Source organism: Aporhodopirellula sallentina SM41 (genome assembly GCF_000346505.1).
Lineage (GTDB): Bacteria > Planctomycetota > Planctomycetia > Pirellulales > Pirellulaceae > Rhodopirellula > Rhodopirellula sallentina.
In genome coordinates this window covers 1-22,737 of sequence record NZ_ANOH01000108.1, presented here as the reverse complement: position 1 = coordinate 22,737, position 22,737 = coordinate 1, and the positions used below count along the sequence as shown (strand labels likewise).

The window sequence follows — 22,737 nt, the reverse complement described above, 5'->3', positions numbered from 1 at the left end:
CTGTCGCACCGTCAACTCCTCGTACAGAGAGAACGACTGCGACATGTACCCAACGCGTTTGCGAGTTTGCAGATCGTGGGCATCAACGACCTTGCCAAACAGTTTTGCCTGTCCCTCTGTGGCCGGCAGCAGCCCCGTCAGCATTTTCATCGTGGTGGTCTTGCCACAACCGTTCGATCCGAGAAAGCCAAAGATTTCACCACGTGTGATCTCAAAACTCGCGTGATCCACGGCAGTGAAATTGCCGAACCGCCGAGTCAAACCCTCGGCCACGATCGCCGGCGGTCCTGACACCGAATCGAGCGGCGGAATCCGGAGCGGCTCGGCCTCCCCGCGTTCATTCTCGGGCAGCATGCGGATGTATGCCTCTTCCAATGTCGTCGATTCGTCACCTCGAAGATCCGCAGGCGTTCCCTCGTCGAGAATCCTGCCCGCGTTCATCGCGACCAACCAATCGAACCGTTCGGCCTCTTCCATGTACGCGGTCGACACACAAACGCTCATCCCGGCCCGCTGACTGCGGATCTCGTCGATCAGCGTCCAGAACTGTTCACGCGAGAGCGGGTCCACGCCAGTCGTCGGCTCGTCGAGGATCAGCAAATCCGGGTCATGAATCAGAGCGCAACACAGCCCGAGTTTTTGCTTCATCCCACCGGAGAGTTTTCCCGCCGGTCGACCACGAAACGGAGCGAGCCCCGTCGCAACGAGCAAACGTCCGATCCTTTGGTCTCGTTCCCGTTTGCTTTGACCGAACAACCGTCCGAAAAAGTGCAGGTTCTCCTCGACGCTGAGCTCCGCATACAGATTCTTGCCGAGCCCCTGCGGCATGTAGGCGACGCGAGGGCAAACCACACGCCGATGCGATCCCTCACGCATCGACCCGCCGAAGACCTGCACGTCACCTGTTTGGATCTGGACCGCACCGGAGAGCAAACCGATCAACGTCGACTTGCCAACTCCGTCGGGTCCGATGATTCCCACCATCTTTCCCGCAGGAAGGGTCAGGGTCACATCGTCCAAAGCGATTGTTTTCGCGTAGCGATGGGTGACGTTGGTAATCTCCGCTGCGTTCATCGCTGTCTCGCACTGGTGACCTTTGCGATGGTGTCGTCACTGAGACCGCTGGCGGGTTGGTCAGTGCCTTCCAATGTCGTTTTGGGGAACACGTTCCGCAGGTGTTCGGGCCACGGCACGTGCTCATCCAAACGAACATAGGCGACACCTCGAACACCGGTCTTCACCTTGTCGATATGTTGTTTGACCAGTTCGCGTGCGATCTGCACCTTCACCCGGAACATCAATTTGTCACGTTCTTTCAACGTCTCCACCTGTTTCGGAGTGAACTGCGCCTCCGGCGACACAAACGCGACCTCCGCGGGGAGCAAATACTGCGGCGCGACGTCCAATTGCACCCGAGCTTCGCTGTGAATCGACATTTGTGAGGCAACATGCGAAGGCACAAAGATTTCCATATACACGTTGCTGAGATCCAGTAGGGTTAGCACTTTCCCGCCGGCACTGAGAACCTCGCCTTCTTCGGCGAGACGGTACAAGACTCGTCCGGAGACGGTCGCATCCAAGGTGTATTCGCTGATCTGCGTTTGAATACGTTTGACCTCGGCGTTGGCCGCATCGATCGCCAGTTCAGCGGTACGACGATGAGCCATCGCACTCTTCAGCGCAGCAACAGCCTTTTGTTGCTGGTTTTTTCGAGTGTCGTATTCCTCACGAGACGTCGCGTTGCGTTGCAGCAGCTTCTTGCTCCTCTCGAGGTTGTTCGCGGCCAACAACAACGCGCTTTCACAACTAGCGATATCGGCATCGGTTTCCACAAGGGCTTCCATCGCTTCGGCGTGCTGGGCGACCGCCTTCTCCAACGTCGCCTGTAGTTCCGCGGTATCGAGCTGCGCCAAGATCTGGCCTGGTTTGACCATGTCGCCCTCTTCGACCGAAATGCTGACCACACGTCCGGCGTATTTGGCAGACACGTCAACCTGAACCGCTTCGATCCGTCCGTTGCCGGAGACAAACTCTGGTGGCAGTGCGTTCGCCGCAATCTGATTTTCCGTGAAGTGCCACCAATACCAACCACCGCCAGCGATCAGAGCTACGACAACGATCAGAACAATTCGTTTGGACATGACAGCACTTCGATTACCAAAATGGGTTGTGAGCGATGAGGGGCCGCCGACGTACAACGCAAAAGAAAGACCACTCGCGAATCAGCGCAGATTTCACCAAGCCCCCTGTCACTCGGCGCCCAATGCGAGCGAAATCGCACGTTCTGCCGCACACTATTTCCCGAAAGCGATGCGTTTGATCGCGTAAAGCGGCACTTTGATCAAAGGAACACGCCTTGCGACCATCACGACCGCTAGCAGCGACGAACCATGGCGATTGCATTCGCTTCAATTCGACGGCGTCTGCAAACATTTCAGCAACCACCTCACTGGGAGACCAACCATGTCCGACGATCTCACCACAACCTATCTGGGTATGGAGTTGCGATCTCCCATCATCATCGGTGCGTGCCCGCTGACCATCGAACCGGAAACCGCCCGACAAATGTGCGACGCCGGTGCGGGCGCGGTTGTCCTGCCGAGCATCCTGCAAGAGCAAGTCACCTATTCCATGTTGAAACGCGACGCGCCCGTCGCGGCGATCCACGAGAGCGGCTACCAACCGCAACAAGATCGATACAACGGAGGAGTCGATAACTACCTGCCGACGATTCAGCGGATGAAAGAAACCCTGCCCGTTCCGGTCATCGGCAGTCTCAACGGAGCCAGCGATGGGCAATGGCTCGCCTTCGCTAAAGAGATCCAAAACGCCGGGGCAGATGCGTTGGAGTTCAACTGGCAACGAGGCATGTATGACCCGAACGAGTCCGCCGATGCCGTGGAAGACCGTCTCGTCGAAATCAGTCGCGACCTATGCGAAAGACTTTCAATACCGATCGCGATCAAACTCAACCAAAACTTCACCAACCTGGCGTCCATCGCGAGAAAGCTCGAACAAACCGGAGTGGACGGTGTGGTGCTCTTCTCACACCGCCCCCACTGGGACGTGAATGTGGATCGCATGCACTGGACGATTCGCTGGGAACTCTCACCGGCGGATTACCTTGGCACCATCCTCGAAGGCCTTGTGCACGCTCGAACCGGTGGATTGGACCTATCGATTGCCGCGAGCGGCGGAGTCCGCACGGGTGAAGATGCGATCAAAGCAATGATTGCCGGAGCCGACGTGGTGATGGTCACCTCCGAAGTCTACCGGGAGGGGCCCGATGTGATTCACAACATCCAACAAGGCATCCGGCGTTACCTGACGGCCCACCATCACCCCTCCTTGCTCGCGTTCCAACAACTGCGCCCGGCGGTGGAATTGACACCGCAGCGTTTGATGCGTTTGGAGTATGTCGACCCATTGACCTCACCGTCGCAATCGCCTCCTCTCTCGTCGTCCATGGCGTCCACCACAACGTACTACTACTACGACCCGACGCCTTCGATTCCGGCCTCGTACGGTGATGCATTCGGGCATCGGAAGTAAACGAAAAACGCCTGACGGGTGAAGGCACCTGCTAGGCGTTCAAGAGTCGCGATTCGGGTCGGCTACCGCCCATCGGGCGACGATTCGCGAGTGCATCTTAGAATTCGATGCGTCCGATCTTGGTAGCTGGATTCGCCAGACCTCAGTCCTCCGAAGTCTGGCGATATCGGCTATACCATTCTCCCAAACGCTCTAGCTCGCCACTACCGAGATCCGCTTGGGTTTGACGGCATCATTTTTGGGAAGATGCACCTCCAGAATTCCATTCTTGTACGTTGCCTGAATCTTGTCTTCGTCAACATCCGCAGGCAACGTGACGGCGCGATACAGTTTGCCGTGGTGAGTCGATTTTCCGTTCGCGTCATCGGATTCGGACTCATGTTCGGCTTGCATCACGAGCCGGTTACCGTTGATTTGAATGTCAATTTCGTCGGGCTCAAAACCAGGAGCCTCGGCACGAACACAAAACTCATCATCCTCGTCCATGACATCGCATCCCCAACCGGCGTTCCATGCCTCTTCCCAGTGACCGCGTAGCATGCCGCCCAACATCCGGTCAAAATTGGAACGGATTTGTGACAATTCGGTCATCGGATCGACTTCTACCAAAGCTTCGTTGGCTTTCTTTTCTTTGCGGTTTTCTTTCGCAGACATTGTTCAGTCTCCTTTATTAGTGTACCAACAGAAACGAGTGATCAACGGGCGGACAATATGCACTCCGCGTGCCGTCGAAATGGGAATGTTTCAAGAACTCGTGATTTCAATTCCGCTCTGCAGATCGCCTGACCATCGCACGTCGATCATTCCGACAACCAAGCTCTCGCATCTTCCAAATGACTTTCGTCAAAGAACCGGACTGTCGCGGTTGTAAACGGTTTGCAAATCACCGCCATGCCGCGTTCCCACTTCCGATCACCGACGATCGCGATCCGTTCGAAATCATTAAAGTGTTTCGCATCGAATTTGATGTCTTCCCACAGCCCCCCGGTATCCCAACCGTGAAAATCGTGCATCGCAAAGAGCACGCGTATCTTTCCGTATCGTTCAATTTGTGATTCCGTTTGTGGGACCAGCGTTTGATAGGTTTCGCGATCCAGTTTGCCACTCACGTGCACTTCCAAGTACTTGCCTTGGGCGACTTCGTTCAATTCAACCGACATTGTGTTCTCCTATTTCAGAACATTTTGGAAGGGTTTGACATCGAAGGCGCAATCGCAAACCAAGTGCCAAGGCCTGTTTGCTCTCTCCCGTTGCCGTTGTCCGCAACTGGAACCGATCGCTGCCGCGCACTCGTTGTGCGACTGTGCGTTTATTGACAACGCTTTGCCGTAATCGCAGGGTGAACCGAGCATGTTCTGCTTGGTACGTCGCTTGCCCACGTCTCAACCGCAACACGTTCCTGTCGCGGTGCACACACGCGGCGACACCGCGCGTCATCACTGGACTCCCCGCCGATCCCGAGCCGTCACGATGAACCACTTTCAAAACACCTCGATCCTCGTTCCATTCGACTTTTCAGAAGATTCCGAAAACGCGATCGAAACTGCCATCAGCATCGCCGGAGACAATCAGAACGTAACCGTTCTGCACGTCATCGACCCCGCCCAACTGTACGGCTTTGATGACAACGGCGGGTATGAACTCGGCGGCGGGTTAGGGACCGCTACGTTCTCGGGCACACGTGTGTCGCGAATCAACGAGCAACATCAACAGTCCACTCTCGAAGCCATGCAGAACATGTTCCGCGACACCATCCACCAAGGGATCCAGTTTGCCACCCTGGTGGATGATCCGGTGGACGGGATCATCAAATACGCGTCGAAGCACGGCACCGAATTGATCGTGATCCCGTCCCACGGACGTACCGCGAACCGTCCGTCGGTGATCGGGTCCGTCGCCGAGAAAGTGGTTCGGCTCGCACACTGCCCCGTGCTGGTTCTGCGACGTTAGACGTAGTCGAAATCGTCGACGGCAGGTCGCAATTTCATCCGAATACATCGACAAACGGATTGGCCGGTAAACTGATTAGCCGGCGGGCGTTTGAGCTTATGGAAACTTGACGAATCCAATCCTCGTAGCTGGATTCGCCAGAATCCAGTACAACGAATTCTGGCGACACTGGCTACGTTATTTTTCAAAACGCTCTTCTCGGGTTGCCCCATCAAAACCGCGGCTAACGTGGACCGGCCGATATGTTTTCGGACTGATTCTCTGGACTGCTAAACAGCGGCATCCAGGGTTGCTTTCAACATCGCTACATGAGCCATGACGGTGTGGTGATGCTTCTTCATTCGCTCATGAGCGTCAGCGAGACGTTGGTGCGATTCCGCTTCCTTGGCGTGCTCGTCGGCAGCCTGCTGGTTCAACGCGTTCTGATTTCGACAATCGGTGGCGATGTCATGTTCATGCTGCAGCGTATGTGCTTGGTGCGTATCAAGACTGTTGCAATGTGACTCAAGCGAAGTCTCATGCTCGCGCAGTCGCGTTTCAATCCGCTTGAGCTCTTTGAATGCTTCGCGATGTTCGTCTTTCCAGTTGTCGATATCATCCCGCCACATCGAAACGTCGCTCTCCCATCGACGATGGTCGTGATGCATGGCGGCGGCCGAGTCGGAGTCCAATTTAGTGACTGTGTCAGACATGGTTCGGGTCCCCTGTTCAGTGAAAGAAGTGACGATCGCCGCGACCGTAATTGCGTCAACCACGGTGGGTAGCCTCGTCGTGCCGCATCCTCTTTGAACGCGGTTAACGAAAGCTTCAAATGCATCCTCTGTACCAAACGCTATCACCCCGCAAACACATCCGCAGCGAATAGCAAAACAACGTCTTTCATTCGCGACAAAGGTCGAACAGAACGACGTGTTCGCCCGACTACAAACTCATCGCGATGGACCGCATGTGCAAGTGTGCGCATCGGCGCGCATCATGTCGCGCGACCGCAGGTGAGCATCCTGTCACATGTGATGCATGCAAAATCCTTCCGAGCTGCACAAAATTGCATCATCGGGAGGCGTTGCCACGTCTTGTTTGGTCACGAAATTAACAGCCCACTCCCTCATCCCCTAAACTATCACTCGCGCCCGTTCACAATCTCAAAATGAAATGAAAGCACATGCCCCAACCCAAAATCCTGGCCTTCGCCGGAAGCACACGCCAAGGGTCGTTTAACCAGACCTTGCTCCAAGTAGCCGTCAACAGTGCCAAGGAAGCAGGAGCAGATGTAACGCTGGTTAATCTCTCCGACTACTCACTGCCGCTATACGACCAAGATCTCGAATCCAACTCCGGCGTCCCTGATAACGCGAAACAGCTCAAGGAGTTGTTCTTCGCGAACCACGGGCTCTTGCTCGCATGTCCGGAATACAACAGTTCGATCACTCCGCTTCTGAAGAACACCCTCGACTGGGTTTCGCGGCCGTCCTCCGCCGACGAAGCCCCGTTAGCCGCCTATCGAGGAAAGGTCGCTGGCTTGCTGAGTGCATCGCCGGGTGGTTTCGGTGGGCTTCGTGGACTCCGACATGTTCGTGAGATTTTGTCCAACATCGGAGTCCTCGTAACACCGTCGCAGTTTTCACTTTCGCAAGCCAACACGGCGTTCTGCGAACACGGCCACCTTCGTGTCGAAAAACAGCAAACCATGCTCGCCAACTGCGTCGAACAATTGGTCCGCACCACCGCAGCAGTCAGTTCCGCCGACGAAACATAATGGTGCGTCGAAGCCGAATTTTGGGGTAGCGAAATCGCCAAGAGTTTCGGGAAGGGGCGTGAATCACCGAAAGTCTTGGCGTCGTTCGCTACGGCCTTGAACCCTCATTCTTGATCGTGACGCACCACGTGTCGTTTCTATCAGCTCTATATTTTGGTAGTGGATTATGTGAAGGATGCTGCTGCATGAGGATCTTTTCCAAGATCCACTACGTCCTGCACGAAGAACATGCTGCGTTGGAAACCTGGGGTCGATCCCGGGTGGTTTGAGTATCTCAAAAGAATTTTGGCACCTGTGATTTGCCTCACAGATCAAAACGAGCGGTCGCGGAAGAATGCCCGCATACCGAGTGGCCATTTCGACCACGAGAACTCGATTCCCCCCAAAAGGATCAAAGATGAAACCAACCCTGAAGGTTTTGCTCACCACCGTTTCCGTCGCCCTTGTCGCACTGTGCGGCACCACGCACGCGCAAACAACCGTTGCTCATCAATCCTCCGTATCGGCAATGCCCGTCGGAGCAGGTTGCGTCTCGGGTAACTGTGGAGGCAGCGTTACGGTTGCCCAACCGGTGCAAAGCTACACGGTTCCAACCTCGGTGCCGCAAACGAGCACGGTGCAGTACAGCACCTATATGCCCGCGGTCCAATCACCCCCGCACCACTACGCCGCACCACAGTGGCAATCTTCCTGCAGCCAAGGCACATGTGGCCAAACTTCGTATTCGCACAGTTACTCGCGCTCACGTTCGCGTTGCGGTAGCTGCCGCCGCGGTCGCTAAACCCTCCCACGGCAATCTCTCGGAATCTATTCGAATATGCCGGTGCCCCGACGAGCGGTCGGTGTTCGCACCGGCTTTCTCCTAGGAACGGCGGCTAGCTAGTTCACCGATAGATTCATTGAAGCAGCCTTAACCACTGACACGCGGTTGAGACGCCCCACGTCCCCGACGGGTTCCATGAACCTTTCGGGGACGCTCGTTTATCGATCGACCATCGATGAGCCAACCTCTGAATCCGAGAGCCGGACTTCTTGAGTTCGGATTCTTTATTGAGACCGAGGTTCCTTTAGCGACCTGGGACCTTGCTCGCGATCTCTTCCGGTTTCTGCCAAACGCATCGAAAAAAGTTACAGAAATCTTTGGTGATGTTTTCACCACTGCCAAGGGACTAGTGCGATCGTCCCTACCATCTCCTGCCAAAACCCCTCTCGAGGCCCGCCCGCCAAACACTATCCGGCGAAGCAGCCACAAAACAGAAAGGCGCACAAGCAACCGTTAAGCACACCACTTTGGCAGATGATACGATCGACAAATCCATTATGCGCATCACCGTAAGACCGCGGCACGATCTCCCAATAAGCGATTATCCGAGACACCTAAGATTCGACTGACACGTTGAACCTCACGTCCCTGTGAATGGTTCTGACCTTCGCCCCACGAGTTGTGTCAAAACGGACTACAGGCTGATTCACGTGTCGCGCAGAGCACGTTGCTCGTTTCATATCAGCTTCCAATTGAGAAAGAAGATGTCCAAACAGAAAGCAAATCGTGGTTTCACATTGGTGGAACTGCTCGTGGTGATTGCAATTATCGGGGTCCTCGTTGGCCTCCTTCTACCCGCCGTGCAAGCAGCACGTGAAGCAGCCCGTCGCATGAGCTGCAGTAATAATTTCAAGCAGATTGGCTTGGCGATTCACAACTATCACTCCGCCTACAAACAACTGCCTGTCCATGGTGGCGGAACCACGTTTCCACGAACAGGCACCGTCGGACATGCCGACTATACCAGCGGCAACGGCAACATCAATACGGGCGGTGGCGTTAATCGACTTCGCCTGAGTTATCTGGTCGGCCTGATGCCGTTCATGGAACAACAAGCACTCTGGGAGCAAATTTCCAACCCGCTCAACGAAAACATTTTCACGATCGAAGATGCCACGACGATGACCGGATCATGGAGCCCGATGGGACCGAACCCTGGATTCCAAGACGGTTACGTGCCTTGGTCGACCGAGATGCCGACTCTGCGATGCCCGAGCGACCCTGGTGTAGGACTTCCTGCGGCGGGACGCACTAACTATGCAGCTTGCTTGGGAGACGGGTATTTTGGAATCGAACGAGCCAACCCTGCCGCCAACGGCTTCGAATTCGAAACGCACGCCAAACGACAACGGGCCTCGCACCGTGGCGTCTTTGTTCCACGTAACCGGATGAAGTTCCGCGACATCCTAGACGGTCTCGCAAATACCATGATGTGCGGTGAAATCGCAACGGACATGGGTGACCTCGATAATCGCACCGACCCGTTGATCGTGCGAGGCGGATCGACCAACGGTCCGGCGAGTGATTCGGCAGTTCATGATCCCACCGTCTGCACGAAGAGCGCGAGCATCGATCCGGCTCGCCCGAGATTTTGGAGCTCATCCCTGAGCAGAAACAATTCCTTGAACAACTTGATCAACACAACCAGTGCCGTTGGCAACCGACGCGGTTTCCGTTGGGCGGATTGCGGCCCGATGTTCACCGGATTCTTCTCGGTCACACCACCCAACTCTCCTTCCTGCAACATGGCATGGATCAGTATTGAGGGAGGCCCGTTGGCGGCAAGCAGTCGCCACCAAGGGGGCGTTCACGTTTTGATGGGAGATGGCGCCGTTCGTTTTGTCACCGATTCCATCGAAGCCGGAAACCAATCCGCGGGAAACCCATACCTGGCCGTGAAGGCACCGACCAACGGAGCCTACGTGAGCGAAAATGCCGTCGGCGAAGGAAGCCCCTACGGTCTATGGGGGGCATTAGGAACTCGGGCCTCTCGCGAAGTGATCGACGAAGAATTTTAATACGCTCGAAATCTCTTCGAAGATTCGGATAGAAAATCACGAGCCGTTCGGTGTCGGCCGCGGCTCCCGTGGAAAACGGATACCGGTCCACTCGTTGTCCTCGCCGGTTTCTCTATCCGCTCACTCAATTGAATACCGATATCGCCAGATTTCCATCACCGGGAATCTGGCGACTTCGAGGACACGTTTTACAAACTCCAAACGTCCGGGAACCGAACAAATGCACTACCGAATCATCACAACGCTGCTTTGCGGAATCGTCTGGATCACCGCGATCGGATGCAGTGAATCTCCTAACACCGTCATCAAGCCCGACATGACACCAGACGAATTGCAAGCACAAATCGAAGCAAACGCCGCCGCTGCGTCGGCAGGAGGAGGCAGCGACGAAGGCCTCTAATAGGCTGAACGAATCCGTTGCCGTCGGCTATCGAATCGTCGCGAGACGACGTCCAGAATGACTACGTTCCGACATTCAATCGCTGTAACGCCGCGAGCATTTTTTTGCTCAGCGGTGTCAAACGGGTTCGGTTGAATTGATCGCCGATTTTGCGAATCGCTTCGGCTTGGGTCGGGTAGGGGTGAATCGAACCACTGATCTTCGACAACCCCAACCCGTGAGACATCGCGAGGGTGACTTCAGAGATCATGTCACCTGCGTTCTCTGCCACAATGGTTGCGCCCACGATCTCATCGGATCCCTTCTTGGTGTGCACCTTCACAAAGCCTTCCTGATCCCCTTCGAGAATCGCACGATCGACCTCATCGAACGGCTGCGTGTACGTATCGATTTCGATCCCTTTCTCCTGAGCATCTTTTTCATGCAAACCAACGTGCGCCACCTCGGGTGACGTGTAGGTTGTCCACGGGATCACTAGGTCACTCATCTTCTTTTTGCCAAAAGGCCCCACCGCAAACAGGGCGTTTTGAATGACGATCCGCGCCATGAAATCTGCCACGTGAGTGAACTGGTACTGAGAACAGATGTCGCCGGCGGCAAAGATGTTCGGATTGGTGGTTTGCAAGTAATCATTCACCTGCACACCGTTCTCGTCGAAGTCCACTCCGACGTTTTCTAAGTTCAAATTTTCAACATTGGGTGCACGGCCGACGGCGACCAAGAGTTGATCCACAACCTCGTCGTAGTGTTCTCCGCGGGAGTTGACCGTCAACCGAATTCCTCCCTTGTTTTTCACTTTCAGTTCACGGCCACAGCACAACAAACGAACTCCGGACCGTTCCAACGACGCTCGAACCACGTCGGCGGCGGCACGGTCCTCTTTCGGCAGAACGCCTCCTTCCGACTCCACCAAAAACACCTCTGACCCTAATTCAGAGAACGCCTGAGCCATTTCACATCCGATCGGCCCGGCACCGATAATGCCCATGCGTTTGGGCAATTCGGTCAAGGAGAAGACCGACTCGTTGGTGAGGTAATCGACCTCGTCGAGCCCTTCGATCGACGGAGCCGACGCGCGGGCTCCCGTCGCGAGCACAGCTCTTTTGAACGGTAACTTCGTATCGCCGACTTCAATCGTTTGCGAGTCTGCAAAACTCGCTTGCCCGAAGTACACGTCGACACCTAAATCGCGAAACCGGGCGGCGGAATCATTGCGGCTGATCTTTGCCCGCAGCTTTCGCATGCGTGACATCACGCCCGCAAAATCAACTTCGGTCCCCGGAGGAACCTTGATTGAGAAACGGTTCGCTGTCCTGATCGCCTTGGCGATTCGTGCCGCACTGATCACTCCTTTTGACGGCACACAACCAACATTCAGGCAATCTCCTCCCATGAGGTCACGCTCGATCAACGCGACTCGCGCTCCCAACCCGGCCGCTCCCGCTGCGGCAACCAACCCTGCGGTGCCTGCACCAATCACCACGAGATGATAAGGCTTCTGCGGTTGAGGGTTTTGCCAGTCGGTAGGATGAACGTTCGCTTCGAGATTTCGGTTGTGCTCATCGTGCGGTTGCAGTTGGACGAGGTCACTCATGGTGAATCTTCGGGGCTAGTGGGATGCGTCGGATTGGTAGGTCGTGCGATGTCAGTGGGCGCGGCGGAAGACGTCCCCAACCAATTTGCCAATGACGTCGAAAGGCCGTCTTCGTGACTGCGGACATAGGTCGCGCCCTCGATCGCGATCAGAGCCATGAATGCCAAAAGGACCGTCTTCGACATCTTCGGAGGAGCGGAGGCATCGGCATCCTCCGTTTCGACATCGGGACGGCCATCACCTTCAGCCGACTCAGGCGCATCGACTTGTTCTTTCAATTTCGCGTTGGCGAGCCGCGTGACATAGACCGTCACCACCACCGTTGCGAGCAGACCGACCGCCAACAGCCCCCATTCCGCGGATGTGCGTTCCCGGTCGGCGCCGATCGCAACGCCGGTGATATGCCCGAGGTACACATACAAAAACGTCGCCGGCAACATCGCAGCCCAACTCGTCAGAACGTACGGCCAAAATGCGACAGGGGTCAGACCATACAAATAGTTCTGAAGATTGAACGGAACCGCGGGTGACAATCGCAACAGCCCAACAATCTTCCAACCACCTTCGTCAACGGCTCGGTCGATCGCACCGAAGTGCCGGTTCCGCTGGGCGAGTTGGGCGACGCGATCACGCGCCGCATAGCGGGCAATCAAAAATGCGAGCGAGGCCCCCACCGTCGACCCAATCGACACAATCACAGTGCCTACCGACAAACCAAAGATCGCTCCCGCGGCGAGAGTCAAAATCGTGCCGGGAACGAAAAGCACGGTGGCCACGATGTACAGCAGCACCAAGACCACCGGCCCCCACACACCGAGCCCCTCGATCCAACTCTTCAGCGCAGACATCGCCTGATCGAGCGGCAACGCACGGAAGGTCACCAACAACGCCCCCACGATCACAAGAATCGATCCCCATCGAATCACACGATGAATCGATCCCGATGACGTTGAGTACGCTGCCGACCGCGATCGATCACTCTCGCTGCCGCCATCGTCATCCGATCCACTCGCAGGCCCGCTGCCGTTACCCATCAAATTGCTCACTCAATCACAAAACACAAATAAACGATTCTCTCTCGTCAAAGATTTGACGCCTCGCCGCCTGTCTTCTTACCTCGATCCGACCATTTTTTGACGGTTCGATCCAGTCCCCGTTGGCCAGAGCCTTCCTAGTCTCGCTGACGATCGCGCCGATGCATCACTCTCGAGCTGACGATTTCACCGGAATATGCCTGTGCGAGGCACGCAAGCCGCGTACCGGATTGAGATCCAGATGAAGATAGCGCGCGGCGGCATTCCATCTCCCCAGGAAGCGCCGGAATTTCCCGAGCGGTTTTGAAAATGACCTGTGGTGCGTCCAAGCTGAATTCTCGGGTAGCGAAACTCGCCAAGAGTTGCGGCAGGGCTCGTGAAGCACCAAAAGCCTGGCGACTTTCGCTACGGGAAGTGGGCACGACACATTGTGAAATACTTTATGCGACCCGCAGTGAGATCTTTCGATTCACCGCATCAGCCAACGATTCAGGATCGTTCAGCACGATTCTTCGACGATCGACCGACACCAAACCTTCAGCTCGCAAATGCCCCATCAGGATCGTGACGTTTTCTCGCGTACTACCCATGTGGTTGGCGATCTCCTGGTGAGCGAGTTTGAGCCGAATCCGAACTCCATGGGACTCCGGTTCACCGAATTGCTCCGACAGGTCCAACAGCAAATGGATCAGCCGATCGCGATTGGACAGGAACAGCAGATTCTTGAGCCGGCGTTCGATTCTCTGTCGCCTCATCCCAATCATCTTCGTGATCGCCATCGACAGTTCATGGTTCGCGAACATCAAATCTTCCAACTCGTTGGCCGGAATGACCATGACCGTCGACTCTTCAACCGTCTCAACATACTCTTCACGTTGATCAGTATCGAAGATCGCCAACTCGCCAAAGACTTCTCCAGGTTCGATGAACGCGAGTATCGCCTGCTTGCCGTCGCGGGTGAGGTTGCAAACCTTGACCAATCCCTCCACGAGCAGATAGACACTATCGGCCGGTTCGCTCGGAAGGTACACGGGGGTGCGCGCGGCAAACGTTCGATAACGCGATGACGCCTCGAGTCGTTGCAATTGATCGGGATCGAGACACGCGAGAAACTCGTTTGTCGTCATACGCCAGAGTCGCAACGACGCACGTTGTTCGCTACAGGCGTCGCAACAACTGCGACCACCACGGTTGCCCCAACCGGCGACTCGACCGTTGACTCAGCAACGAAGCGTTCAACGATTCCAATCCTGCGCAATAGCACCATGCAGATATTCGTCACACAAACCTCCTTCACGTTGGATGACTTAGACGACGCTTCACTCAATCTTTCATAGACCGGCGGCGAAAGGTTCGCTCACACGTCACAGCAATCCCCAATCCGTCGGTTGCTGTGAGTGGATGGGCATCGCCCGATTCAGCCCGCCACGGCTTTGGCGATTTGGCTAAGAAGACATCCCAGATGGACGACGACATCGCCTTTTTACAAGCGTTTCACGCAGAATACGCTCGGCGGAATTTTCCGCTGTGTTTTGCGTCCCATCTCATGAGAACCGCCTCACCCCCTTGTCCGGAGCAGGCCTGCTCCCCTCCAAGAGAGAAGGTCTTACAGGAGCAATACTGCGGGGCTATCGCACCAATCCCTTTGCCCTGAGACGTCGAATCTCGGCGGGCGATTCCCATTTCGGCGTTTGCCAGATGCTCGGTGGACGGCCGCCGTTTCGCTCCATGAACTTCTTCGTAAAGCCGTCCGCACCACTTGGCGTATTCGACCGCGACGAACTTTGTCGGGATTGATTCGAATTCAGGAAACCGTTGTTCTGAAAGAACCGATTCGACGACTGGCTACTAGGTTGCTGCGATTGGAATTGGCTCGACGATTGATTTGAATAGGTTCGCGTTGGCTGGCTTTGCCCGTTCTGCGTGAACGATTGCGGGATCGTGTTTTGCGAAAACTGCGACGACGAAAACTGGCCGGAACTTTGCATCGGCACCGACTGTACCACGCCCTGGTTGGTGATCACTCTCGATGAAGAGCCGGGCGAGACCGTACTCGATTGCGTAGGAATTCCGGAAGAAAAGCTTTGGGTCGTTTGACTCATGGCATGATTCCCCTGAACCGGACGCGACGAACTGATCGGCTGTGACGAAACGATCGGCTTGGACTCATTGCGTTTCGTCCCGCCCGAGGTCGCCGAGTCGGAGGCAAATTGTTTCGCGGTTTGCGTTGCTCGCGTGAACACAGACTTGTTCACCCACCCTTGGATGCTCCTGTCATCTTGAACGGATTCGATCCACAACCAATCTCCCTTAGAAAGGGTCACCAATGCGATTTGGTTTTTCCGAATGGTTGCTTTGATCTCTGTTCCGACTTTCAGGTTGGCTTGATCGGCCATGATCGACATATGAACGCCTTTCGAGCCCGATGCTTTGTAGTCCACGATGGCTCGCTCGATGTCGCGTGATCCGCGCCGTCCGAGATAGGCAACACCTCGACTCTTGCGCATCTTTCGGCGTTGCGCTTCGGGAATACTGGAGTCGCCGATCAATGCCGAAAAGGCGTCAATTGCCAAGTCATAATCACCTTCATAAAGGAACGTGTTGGCTTGACGAACCAACGAATGACTTTGCGGGGCTTGGTTGGTTGACTTGATCGCTCCCTCGTCCATGGTGATGGGTTGAGCGGTCGGTTTGGCCGCCGGTTTGGTGTCGTCTGAGTCTCCGGCAGGGGCGGGCAACTCCGACGAGGCGATGCTCGGACTTAACGGTTCACCGGATTCGATTCGCTCAACGACCTCATCCATTTCCTCACGCGATGCCAAGTTGTTTGGCTGACGCAGGTAGAAGGCGTCGAGCGAGGCGTCCAGGTTCAACCAAGGTCGCTGGCCGGTCGCCTTCTTGACTGCGGAACTGGCCGTGAAGAACACGTCTCGCAACAACAGTCCCGACGCAGGACGCTGCGAGAAAGCCTTGGCCAACTCGAGCGTGTACGGCGAATTCGTTCCCTCGCCGTCGAGCGCGGTATGGCCGGGCGCGGTCGCGTAAGCGATCAAAGTCCCTTCGGGAATAACGCTCGTCGGAGCCAAACCACGTCCACGGATGCTGCGTTTCCATGCACGTTGGAATGGATTGTCTCGGCAACAATCGAGAACCACCACGTTCATGTTGCTCGATGATGAATCGAGCGAATCCATGACAAAGTTCTGCGACACGGTTTTGTACTTCACCGCGACCGCATCGTGGATTTTCGCATCGACCGGCACGAGGTAGTTTTCGCCGTTGATTTGCAGGCCGTGCCCGGCAAAGAAAAAGAACGCCAAACCGTTCTTAGGAACCCGGCGACAAAAATCGGCGATCTCCCGGTCCATCTGTTCCTGGGTTTGATCGATGCGAGTAGTCACCTCGAACCCCAATTCTCGCAACGTTTTATCCATCAGGCGAGCGTCATTGGCCGGATTGACCAATCTGCCCTCAGGATACGCCGCGTTTCCGATAACCAAAGCATGCATGGACTCGGCATGTAGATTCGCAGCAATTCCGAAGATCGTACTCATCGCCACCAGGGCAACTCGGCAGCCATCACGGAATCGGGAAAAAGAGCGAGAAAGTCGTCCGGCTAACATCGCGATGACCAATCGGTTTCGAGAGCTTGTGGCGGGGTGATCTGCAGTGCGGTGCGGGCACACATCTGGCGCTGCCTACCCCCTAACATAGGGTTCCGTTTTATATCCGGACAGCTTCCGAACGTTTTTTTGCGAAAATGCGGCAAATCGGCTGTTTTGTCTGTAACAACACGAACTTTCCGAACACGTCCTCGGCCGACTCCCCACCGAACAGCGAACACGAGACAGCTCAGACGAGTGTCCGCCGCCGAACCGAACAGGACTCTCGTCGGCCATCGCCGAGACCAATTTCGAGTCGCCCAATTGCCCTTCCCGGATTCTCAGATACGTTCTACGAAAAACCCTCCAACGATCATGATTGAGGCGTTGGCCGACTCTGCGATGTTCAAATTCGACGACGCAGCACCAAGTTCGAATCGGTGCGTTCCAACAACTCACGTCAGGAATCCCATCGAACAGAACCTCCCTTCCGGCCTACAATCCTCCACAACACGCAACCCTCCACGACACGCAGCAGGTTTTCTCGGTGACGATTCTCGACGACATCCTGGTAAAGACACGCATCACTATTGAACGAGACCGCAACCAAGTCTCCGCCGAGAAACTACGCACTGCGATCGCGACCATGTCTCCGTGTCGCGACTTTCACGCGGCTCTCGCGGTCGGTGATGAAGTTCAATTGATTGCTGAAGTGAAACGAGCGAGCCCGTCAGCAGGCCTGATCCGCGAAGACTTTTCGCCACCGGACATTGCCGCCGCTTATCAGGACGGCGGTGCCGCATGCATCAGCGTGCTGACCGACGAACCATTCTTTCAAGGTTCGCTCGACTACCTGCGTGCAGTACGCCAATGTGTCGACCTGCCGATCCTGCGAAAAGACTTCATCATCGACGAGTACCAATTGCTGCAGGCCCGAGCAGCGGGTGCCGATGCGGTGCTGCTGATCGCCGAATGCCTCTCACCGGAAGAGATGCAATCTCTCGATAAAAAAGCCTCCGACCTCGGACTGCAGACCCTGATCGAACTCTTCGAACCCAACAACCTCGATGCCGTCCTCGCGACCCAGACGCGTTTGGTTGGCATCAACAATCGTGACCTGCGAACGTTCCAAACCGATCTCGAACACACCGTCCGCCTGGCCGAGAACATTCCGTCGGATCGTTTAGTCATCGGCGAGAGCGGCATCCGCACCCACGCCGATGTCCTGCACCTCAAAGCAGCAGGCGTCAAAGGCATCCTCGTTGGCGAGTCACTCATGCGACAGCCCAACATCACCCAAGCGACGCGAACGCTTCTCGGTAAAACCTAAGCAACCTCCAAAGGGGACACCAACACTCCCACAACTACACGTTGTTGCTCGGCATCCGGATGCAGTCAACGAAGTAGTGCTTGCGACCGTCAACGGTCTCTTCGACCAAGCCATGGATGTCGGTGTGGAAACCAGGGAACTTTGCGTTGAACGTGCGAGCAAACCGTAGATACTCAATGATCGTTTGGTTGAAACACTCGCCCGGGATCAACAATGGAATCCCCGGCGGATAAGGGGTTAACAAGACCGCAGTCACCCGCCCGAGTAGATCATCGATCTCCACACGATCAATTTCACGGTGTGTCATCATCGCGTACGCGTCGGACGGTTTCATCGCCGGAGCCATATCGGACAGGTACATTTCCGTGGTCACCCGGGCGATGTCGTTTTCCTTGTAGGTTTCGTGGATCGACTGGCTCAGGTCTCTTAAACCGATTCGTTCATACTGTGGAAACTCGCTGACGAACTCCGGAAGAATTTTCCACATCGGAACGTTTTTGTCGTAGTCGTCCTTGAACTGCTGCAGCGCACTGACGAGTGTGTTCCATCGGCCTTTTGTGATTCCGATCGTGAACATGATGAAGAAGGAATACAACCCCGCCTTCTCGACGATCACTCCGTGCTCAGCGAGGTAACGCGTCACGATTGACGCCGGGATGCCGGTCTCGGCGAACTGACCGTTGAGATTCAGACCTGGAGTGACAATCGTTCCTTTGATCGGATCGAGCATATTGAAACCGGGAGCGATCTTCCCGAATCCATGCCACTCGTCGTCTGCCTTGAGAATCCAATCTTCCTGACTGCCGATGTCGGCATCCGGAATCTCGTCCGGGCCCCAAACCTGGAACCACCAATCGTCGCCCCATTCCGCGTCGACCTTGCGCATCGCACGACGAAAGTTCAATGCTTCCAGAATCGACTCTTCCACCAACGCGGTCCCGCCGGGCGGTTCCATCATCGCGGCGGCAACATCACACGAGGCGATGATCGCGTACTGCGGCGATGTCGATGAATGCATCAAATAGGCTTCGTTGAACACGTGCCGATCTAGCTTATGATTCCTTGGCTCTTTGACCAAAATCTGCGAGGCCTGAGAGATCCCCGCCAATAACTTGTGGGTTGAATGAGTGGCGAACACCATCGACTCCTCACACGTCGCCCGACCGCGACCGATCGCATGCATGTTCTGGTAAAAATCATGAAAGGTCGCGTGCGGCAACCAGGCTTCATCGAAATGCAACGTGCCAATCTCACCGTCGAGCAGTTCTTTTAACATCTCGACGTTATAGACGATGCCGTCATAGGTCGACTGCGTGATCGTGAGTATCCGCGGTTTGCGATCTGGGTGTGCCTCTTGAGCGGCGCGGGCAAACGGATTCGCTTGTATCTTTTTCTGAATGTTCTCCGGATGGAACTCTTCCAACGGGATCGGTCCGATCAGACCGAGATGATTCCGTTTCGGAGTGAGGAAGACAGGCACCGCACCGGTCATGATGATCGAATGCAAAATCGACTTGTGACAATTGCGGTCAACGACCACGATGTCGCCCGATGCAACCGTCGAGTGCCACACCATCTTGTTGGATGTCGACGTGCCGTTGGTCACGAAGAAGCAATGATCGGCGTCGAAGATCCGTGCGGCATTCCGCTCCGATGCCGCCACCGGACCGGTGTGATCGAGCAACTGACCAAGCTCCTCGACCGCGTTACAAACGTCGGCGCGCAACATGTTCTCGCCAAAGAACTGATGGAACATCCGACCGACAGGGCTCTTCAAAAACGCAACGCCACCGGAATGCCCTGGGCAGTGCCACGAATACGATCCGTCGGCGGCGTACTCCATCAACGCACGAAAGAAAGGAGGAGCCAACGAGTCCGTGTACGCCCGCGCCTCATGCAATATATGACGAGCGACAAACTTCGGCGTGTCCTCAAACATATGAATGAACCCATGGAGTTCACGCAGGATGTCGTTGGGGATATGCGACGACGTTCGGGTTTCGCCATACAAGAAAATCGGAATATCGTTGTTCTTAAAACGGATCTCTTGAATGAATTCACGCAGCGTCGCGATGGCCGGTCCCTCATCGTCATCACCTGAGAGAATCTCTTCATCATCGATCGATAGGATGAACGCCGAGGCGCGCGATTGTTGTTGGGCGAACTGAGAAAGATCACCGTAACTCGTTGCCCCGATCACTTCGGCCCCCTCCTCCTCGATCGCTTCGGCTAGGGCACGAATTCCTAAACCGGACGCGTTCTCGGAACGGAAGTCTTCGTCAATGATCAGGATCGGAAATCGAAATCTCATGTGCGACCTTAGGAGCGGTTAAATTTGGGCCGCGAATTCTACGAGTTGTTGGTCCACATGCAATACGATAAATCTTCAGGATTTTGTATTTGTTTAGCCGGTGAGAACGTCGTTGCAAATTCTCTCGGCGCATAAAAAAACTGCCTGACACGATGGCAAACATCGTGCAGGCAGTTGATGCGATTTGCAAACAGAGTTTACGAACAAGGTTTGCGAGCCGGTTTGAGCGTTTTTAAAACGATGTCGCCAGACTTCGGTGGACTGAATTTAGGCGAATCCAGCCGCGGCGATCCGACACGCCAAACGTCAAAAAACTCTAGACCGGCGAGCGATCGAAAACGGCCTTAGAACTGGCCGTTGTTCTGTTGCATTTTCTTCATCTGAGCTTCACGAACCGCTCCGCCGATCGCCCGCAGCAAACCGTCACCGAGGACAATACGGCTGCGTTGACCGTTATCGATCGCTTTGCTGACGATGCGAAGGGTACCGGCGTCGTCGGCACGCGAGAGGGCATCGATCATGGAAGCGATCGCGTCGTTGGATTCAACCGACTGTGCGTACTGCAGAATCGGCATCAGGTTCAGTTCGATGCGGGCCAGATCGTCACCGGCGGCAACCGGGGTCGCTGCACCGTCGATCATTTCCTTCATCAGATCAACGCTTTGGTCGCCCAAGGCAACGTACACGGACTTTTCCCCCGTTCCGACGTGAACGCGAACGGTGTCGCCGAAGATCTTGCGAACTTCATCTTCTTCGGCAGGCACATCTGCTTCGATCAGGTGCATGGTGACACCGCGATAGGTATCGCGATCGAACTCAAATCGTGGTGCGTCTTGGTGACCTTGCAGCTTGTTCGCGATGTCTTTGACAATCGACGCGGCTTCGGCACCGTCGGCGATAAAGCTACCGAAAGCGAACTTCATCGATCCGGCATCGGTCAACAGCAACGCACCCGCGTCGAGTTTGCCTTCTTCGTACGACTCCAGAATGAGGTCGGCGATCCGGTTGATCACTTCAGTGACTTCGCCGACTTCCGATTCACTCAGTTCGTCAGATTGGCCGAGTGCCTTGCTGGCCATTTCGACAGCCCCCTTGATGCTTCCGCGAGCCTGTTCGACGGTTTCCTGGCTGACCGAAGCGGCGGCATGAACGTAGGCGGCTGCGTCATCACGAACGACGGTGGCATACGCCGACGGGATCGGTTTTTGGTCGGCATAGATTTGTGCCAATTTGGTACCCGGGATCGCGGTGAACGATCCGTCGATCACGATCCGTCGTCCGGTTGCGTCGACGTCGATACCGATCATCAAGTCGTCAGTTTGGCTGATGACCTGTTCGAGCTGGGCCATCGAATTCTGGGCGTATTGCCGAGCGGCCTCTGCGTCGTCACCACCCTGACGAGCCATCGCTTGGTCGAACCCCTGACGCAGTTGTGCGATCAACGCGTCGAGAATCGGAGCGGGGATTTGTTGCATGTCCAAACGAATCGCAAGGTCATAGTCTGACCCCATTTGCGAAATCACCGCCGACGGATCGGCGGGTGCCTGATCCAAGACGCTGCGGTTGCGTGCGAGAACCGCCCAGTTACCAACCTGCCGGATGAAGATCGTGTTCGCACCGACAGCGACCACGAGGGTCCCATCGTCGAGTTCGTCAGCAGGACCGGTTTGTGCTTCGAGCCGTTTGAGCACTGTCTTCACATCGGCGGTGGGCACCAAAGCGATCGGCTCAGGCGTTCCGTCGACCAATGGCACCAACACACCGACCGGTTGGCTGGTATCGACACCTTGGGTGAACGTGCCCGCCATCATCGCGAACATTCCACCAAATTGCGGTTGGCCCAACGCGCCGCTGAGGTAGTTGAAATCCTGTGTCAGTTGATTGACGCTTCCGAGCGTCACGATCACAACCGGTTCGGTCGTGGCAGCCGCATCCGCGGATCCGGACGGTGCCGGTGCAAGAGCATCCTGAGCGGAAAGGCTGTTCCCGGGCAGCAACGTTGCCGCGGTGGTGGCCAACATGGCGGCCGCCAAGGCAACCGATCGGAAGGAAAGGTTAGGGGCAAACAAACGTCTCACGAAAACATCCTTTGAGTTTTTTACAGATCGAAAACGACGGCGATACAACCGCCGGGCCATTGTAGCGCCGCCGGTAAGATTACGGTCGTGGGGGTTCGAAGCAAGCTGGGCAATTCATAATTCGGCGGAAAAGCATCTTGCCGCCGATTCATGTTTGTTCGGTCGCCGTTCGGTAACCAACCTTGATTACCCAGAATTTGCTTCACCGGTTTCAGAAAAACGCAAAAAAACGCATTCCACCGATTCCTCTCGACGCCGCTACGCTCTTAATGACGGTGCACTCCTGATG

General features: G+C 55.6%; 19 protein-coding genes. 8 read left to right on the top strand and 11 right to left on the bottom strand.

Annotation, left to right across the window (positions count from 1 at the left end):
- Together RSSM_RS06465 and RSSM_RS06460 are read right to left on the bottom strand one after the other, a co-directional pair.
- A partial coding sequence (locus RSSM_RS06465; RefSeq protein WP_008675808.1) for an ATP-binding cassette domain-containing protein occupies positions 1-1,074 on the bottom strand: 1,074 nt, incomplete at its 3' end.
- On the bottom strand, positions 1,071-2,141 hold the full coding sequence (locus RSSM_RS06460) for an HlyD family secretion protein (RefSeq protein WP_008675807.1): 1,071 nt from the start codon (positions 2,139-2,141) through the stop codon (positions 1,071-1,073). The genes RSSM_RS06460 and RSSM_RS06465, both read right to left, overlap by 4 nt.
- A gap of 322 nt (positions 2,142-2,463) precedes the next feature.
- Between RSSM_RS06460 and RSSM_RS06450 the strand changes: the two genes are divergently transcribed.
- Positions 2,464-3,552, top strand: a complete 1,089-nt coding sequence (locus RSSM_RS06450; RefSeq protein WP_044301429.1) for a dihydroorotate dehydrogenase-like protein — start codon at positions 2,464-2,466, stop codon at positions 3,550-3,552.
- Positions 3,553-3,744: 192 nt separating this feature from the next.
- Here RSSM_RS06450 and RSSM_RS06445 read toward each other — a convergent pair whose 3' ends face one another.
- Together RSSM_RS06445 and RSSM_RS06440 are read right to left on the bottom strand one after the other, a co-directional pair.
- Positions 3,745-4,206, bottom strand: coding sequence for an Hsp20/alpha crystallin family protein (locus RSSM_RS06445; RefSeq protein ID WP_008675803.1), 462 nt, complete (start codon positions 4,204-4,206; stop codon positions 3,745-3,747).
- Positions 4,207-4,352: 146 nt separating this feature from the next.
- Positions 4,353-4,712 carry a SpoIIAA family protein gene (locus RSSM_RS06440; RefSeq protein WP_008675802.1) on the bottom strand — a complete coding sequence of 120 codons (360 nt, stop codon included), beginning with the start codon at positions 4,710-4,712 and terminating at the stop codon, positions 4,353-4,355.
- Between the two features lie 310 nt (positions 4,713-5,022).
- Between RSSM_RS06440 and RSSM_RS06435 the strand changes: the two genes are divergently transcribed.
- On the top strand, positions 5,023-5,502 hold the full coding sequence (locus RSSM_RS06435) for a universal stress protein (RefSeq protein ID WP_044301428.1): 480 nt from the start codon (positions 5,023-5,025) through the stop codon (positions 5,500-5,502).
- 269 nt (positions 5,503-5,771) lie between these two features.
- Here RSSM_RS06435 and RSSM_RS06430 read toward each other — a convergent pair whose 3' ends face one another.
- Positions 5,772-6,194: a hypothetical protein gene (locus RSSM_RS06430; protein WP_044301421.1), complete on the bottom strand. Its 423-nt coding sequence runs from the start codon at positions 6,192-6,194 to the stop codon at positions 5,772-5,774.
- A 470-nt stretch (positions 6,195-6,664) separates the two neighbouring features.
- On the opposite strand from RSSM_RS06430, the gene RSSM_RS06425 reads away from it, so the two are divergent.
- The 4 genes from RSSM_RS06425 (at position 6,665) to RSSM_RS06410 (ending at position 10,499) form a co-directional block, all read left to right on the top strand.
- A complete protein-coding gene (locus tag RSSM_RS06425) occupies positions 6,665-7,258 on the top strand; it encodes an NADPH-dependent FMN reductase (RefSeq protein WP_044301419.1) in 594 nt (197 codons plus the stop codon).
- Between the two features lie 397 nt (positions 7,259-7,655).
- Entirely contained in the window at positions 7,656-8,039 is a 384-nt protein-coding gene (locus RSSM_RS06420) for a hypothetical protein (protein WP_044301417.1), read from the top strand.
- 746 nt (positions 8,040-8,785) lie between these two features.
- Positions 8,786-10,099 carry a DUF1559 domain-containing protein gene (locus tag RSSM_RS06415; RefSeq protein WP_008675794.1) on the top strand — a complete coding sequence of 438 codons (1,314 nt, stop codon included), beginning with the start codon at positions 8,786-8,788 and terminating at the stop codon, positions 10,097-10,099.
- Positions 10,100-10,319: 220 nt separating this feature from the next.
- Complete coding sequence (locus tag RSSM_RS06410; protein WP_044301415.1) at positions 10,320-10,499, top strand: hypothetical protein; 180 nt, start codon at positions 10,320-10,322, stop codon at positions 10,497-10,499.
- Between the two features lie 61 nt (positions 10,500-10,560).
- On the opposite strand, the gene RSSM_RS06405 is transcribed toward RSSM_RS06410, so the two are convergent.
- From RSSM_RS06405 to RSSM_RS06385, 4 genes are all read right to left on the bottom strand, one after another.
- Positions 10,561-12,093 (bottom strand): mercuric reductase, encoded by a 1,533-nt coding sequence (locus tag RSSM_RS06405; RefSeq protein WP_008675791.1) that lies wholly within the window; start codon positions 12,091-12,093, stop codon positions 10,561-10,563.
- On the bottom strand, positions 12,090-13,127 hold the full coding sequence (locus tag RSSM_RS06400) for a TVP38/TMEM64 family protein (protein ID WP_081613704.1): 1,038 nt from the start codon (positions 13,125-13,127) through the stop codon (positions 12,090-12,092). The genes RSSM_RS06405 and RSSM_RS06400 overlap by 4 nt, the downstream gene beginning before the upstream one ends.
- 440 nt (positions 13,128-13,567) lie before the next feature.
- On the bottom strand, positions 13,568-14,254 hold the full coding sequence (locus tag RSSM_RS06395; protein ID WP_008675789.1) for a Crp/Fnr family transcriptional regulator: 687 nt from the start codon (positions 14,252-14,254) through the stop codon (positions 13,568-13,570).
- 501 nt (positions 14,255-14,755) lie between these two features.
- Positions 14,756-16,681, bottom strand: coding sequence for a caspase family protein (locus RSSM_RS06385; RefSeq protein WP_236620987.1), 1,926 nt, complete (start codon positions 16,679-16,681; stop codon positions 14,756-14,758).
- A 595-nt stretch (positions 16,682-17,276) separates the two neighbouring features.
- On the opposite strand from RSSM_RS06385, the gene trpC reads away from it, so the two are divergent.
- Complete coding sequence (gene trpC / locus RSSM_RS06375) at positions 17,277-18,059, top strand: indole-3-glycerol phosphate synthase TrpC (RefSeq protein WP_044301425.1); 783 nt, start codon at positions 17,277-17,279, stop codon at positions 18,057-18,059.
- A 34-nt stretch (positions 18,060-18,093) separates the two neighbouring features.
- On the opposite strand, the gene RSSM_RS06370 is transcribed toward trpC, so the two are convergent.
- A complete protein-coding gene (locus tag RSSM_RS06370) occupies positions 18,094-20,370 on the bottom strand; it encodes an arginine/lysine/ornithine decarboxylase (protein WP_008675784.1) in 2,277 nt (758 codons plus the stop codon).
- 344 nt (positions 20,371-20,714) lie between these two features.
- Positions 20,715-22,391: a hypothetical protein gene (locus tag RSSM_RS06365; RefSeq protein WP_044301411.1), complete on the bottom strand. Its 1,677-nt coding sequence runs from the start codon at positions 22,389-22,391 to the stop codon at positions 20,715-20,717.
- Here RSSM_RS06365 and RSSM_RS34565 point away from each other — a divergent pair.
- On the top strand, positions 22,390-22,737 hold a 348-nt coding region (locus RSSM_RS34565), incomplete at its 3' end, for a hypothetical protein (protein WP_236620986.1). The genes RSSM_RS06365 and RSSM_RS34565 overlap by 2 nt on opposite strands.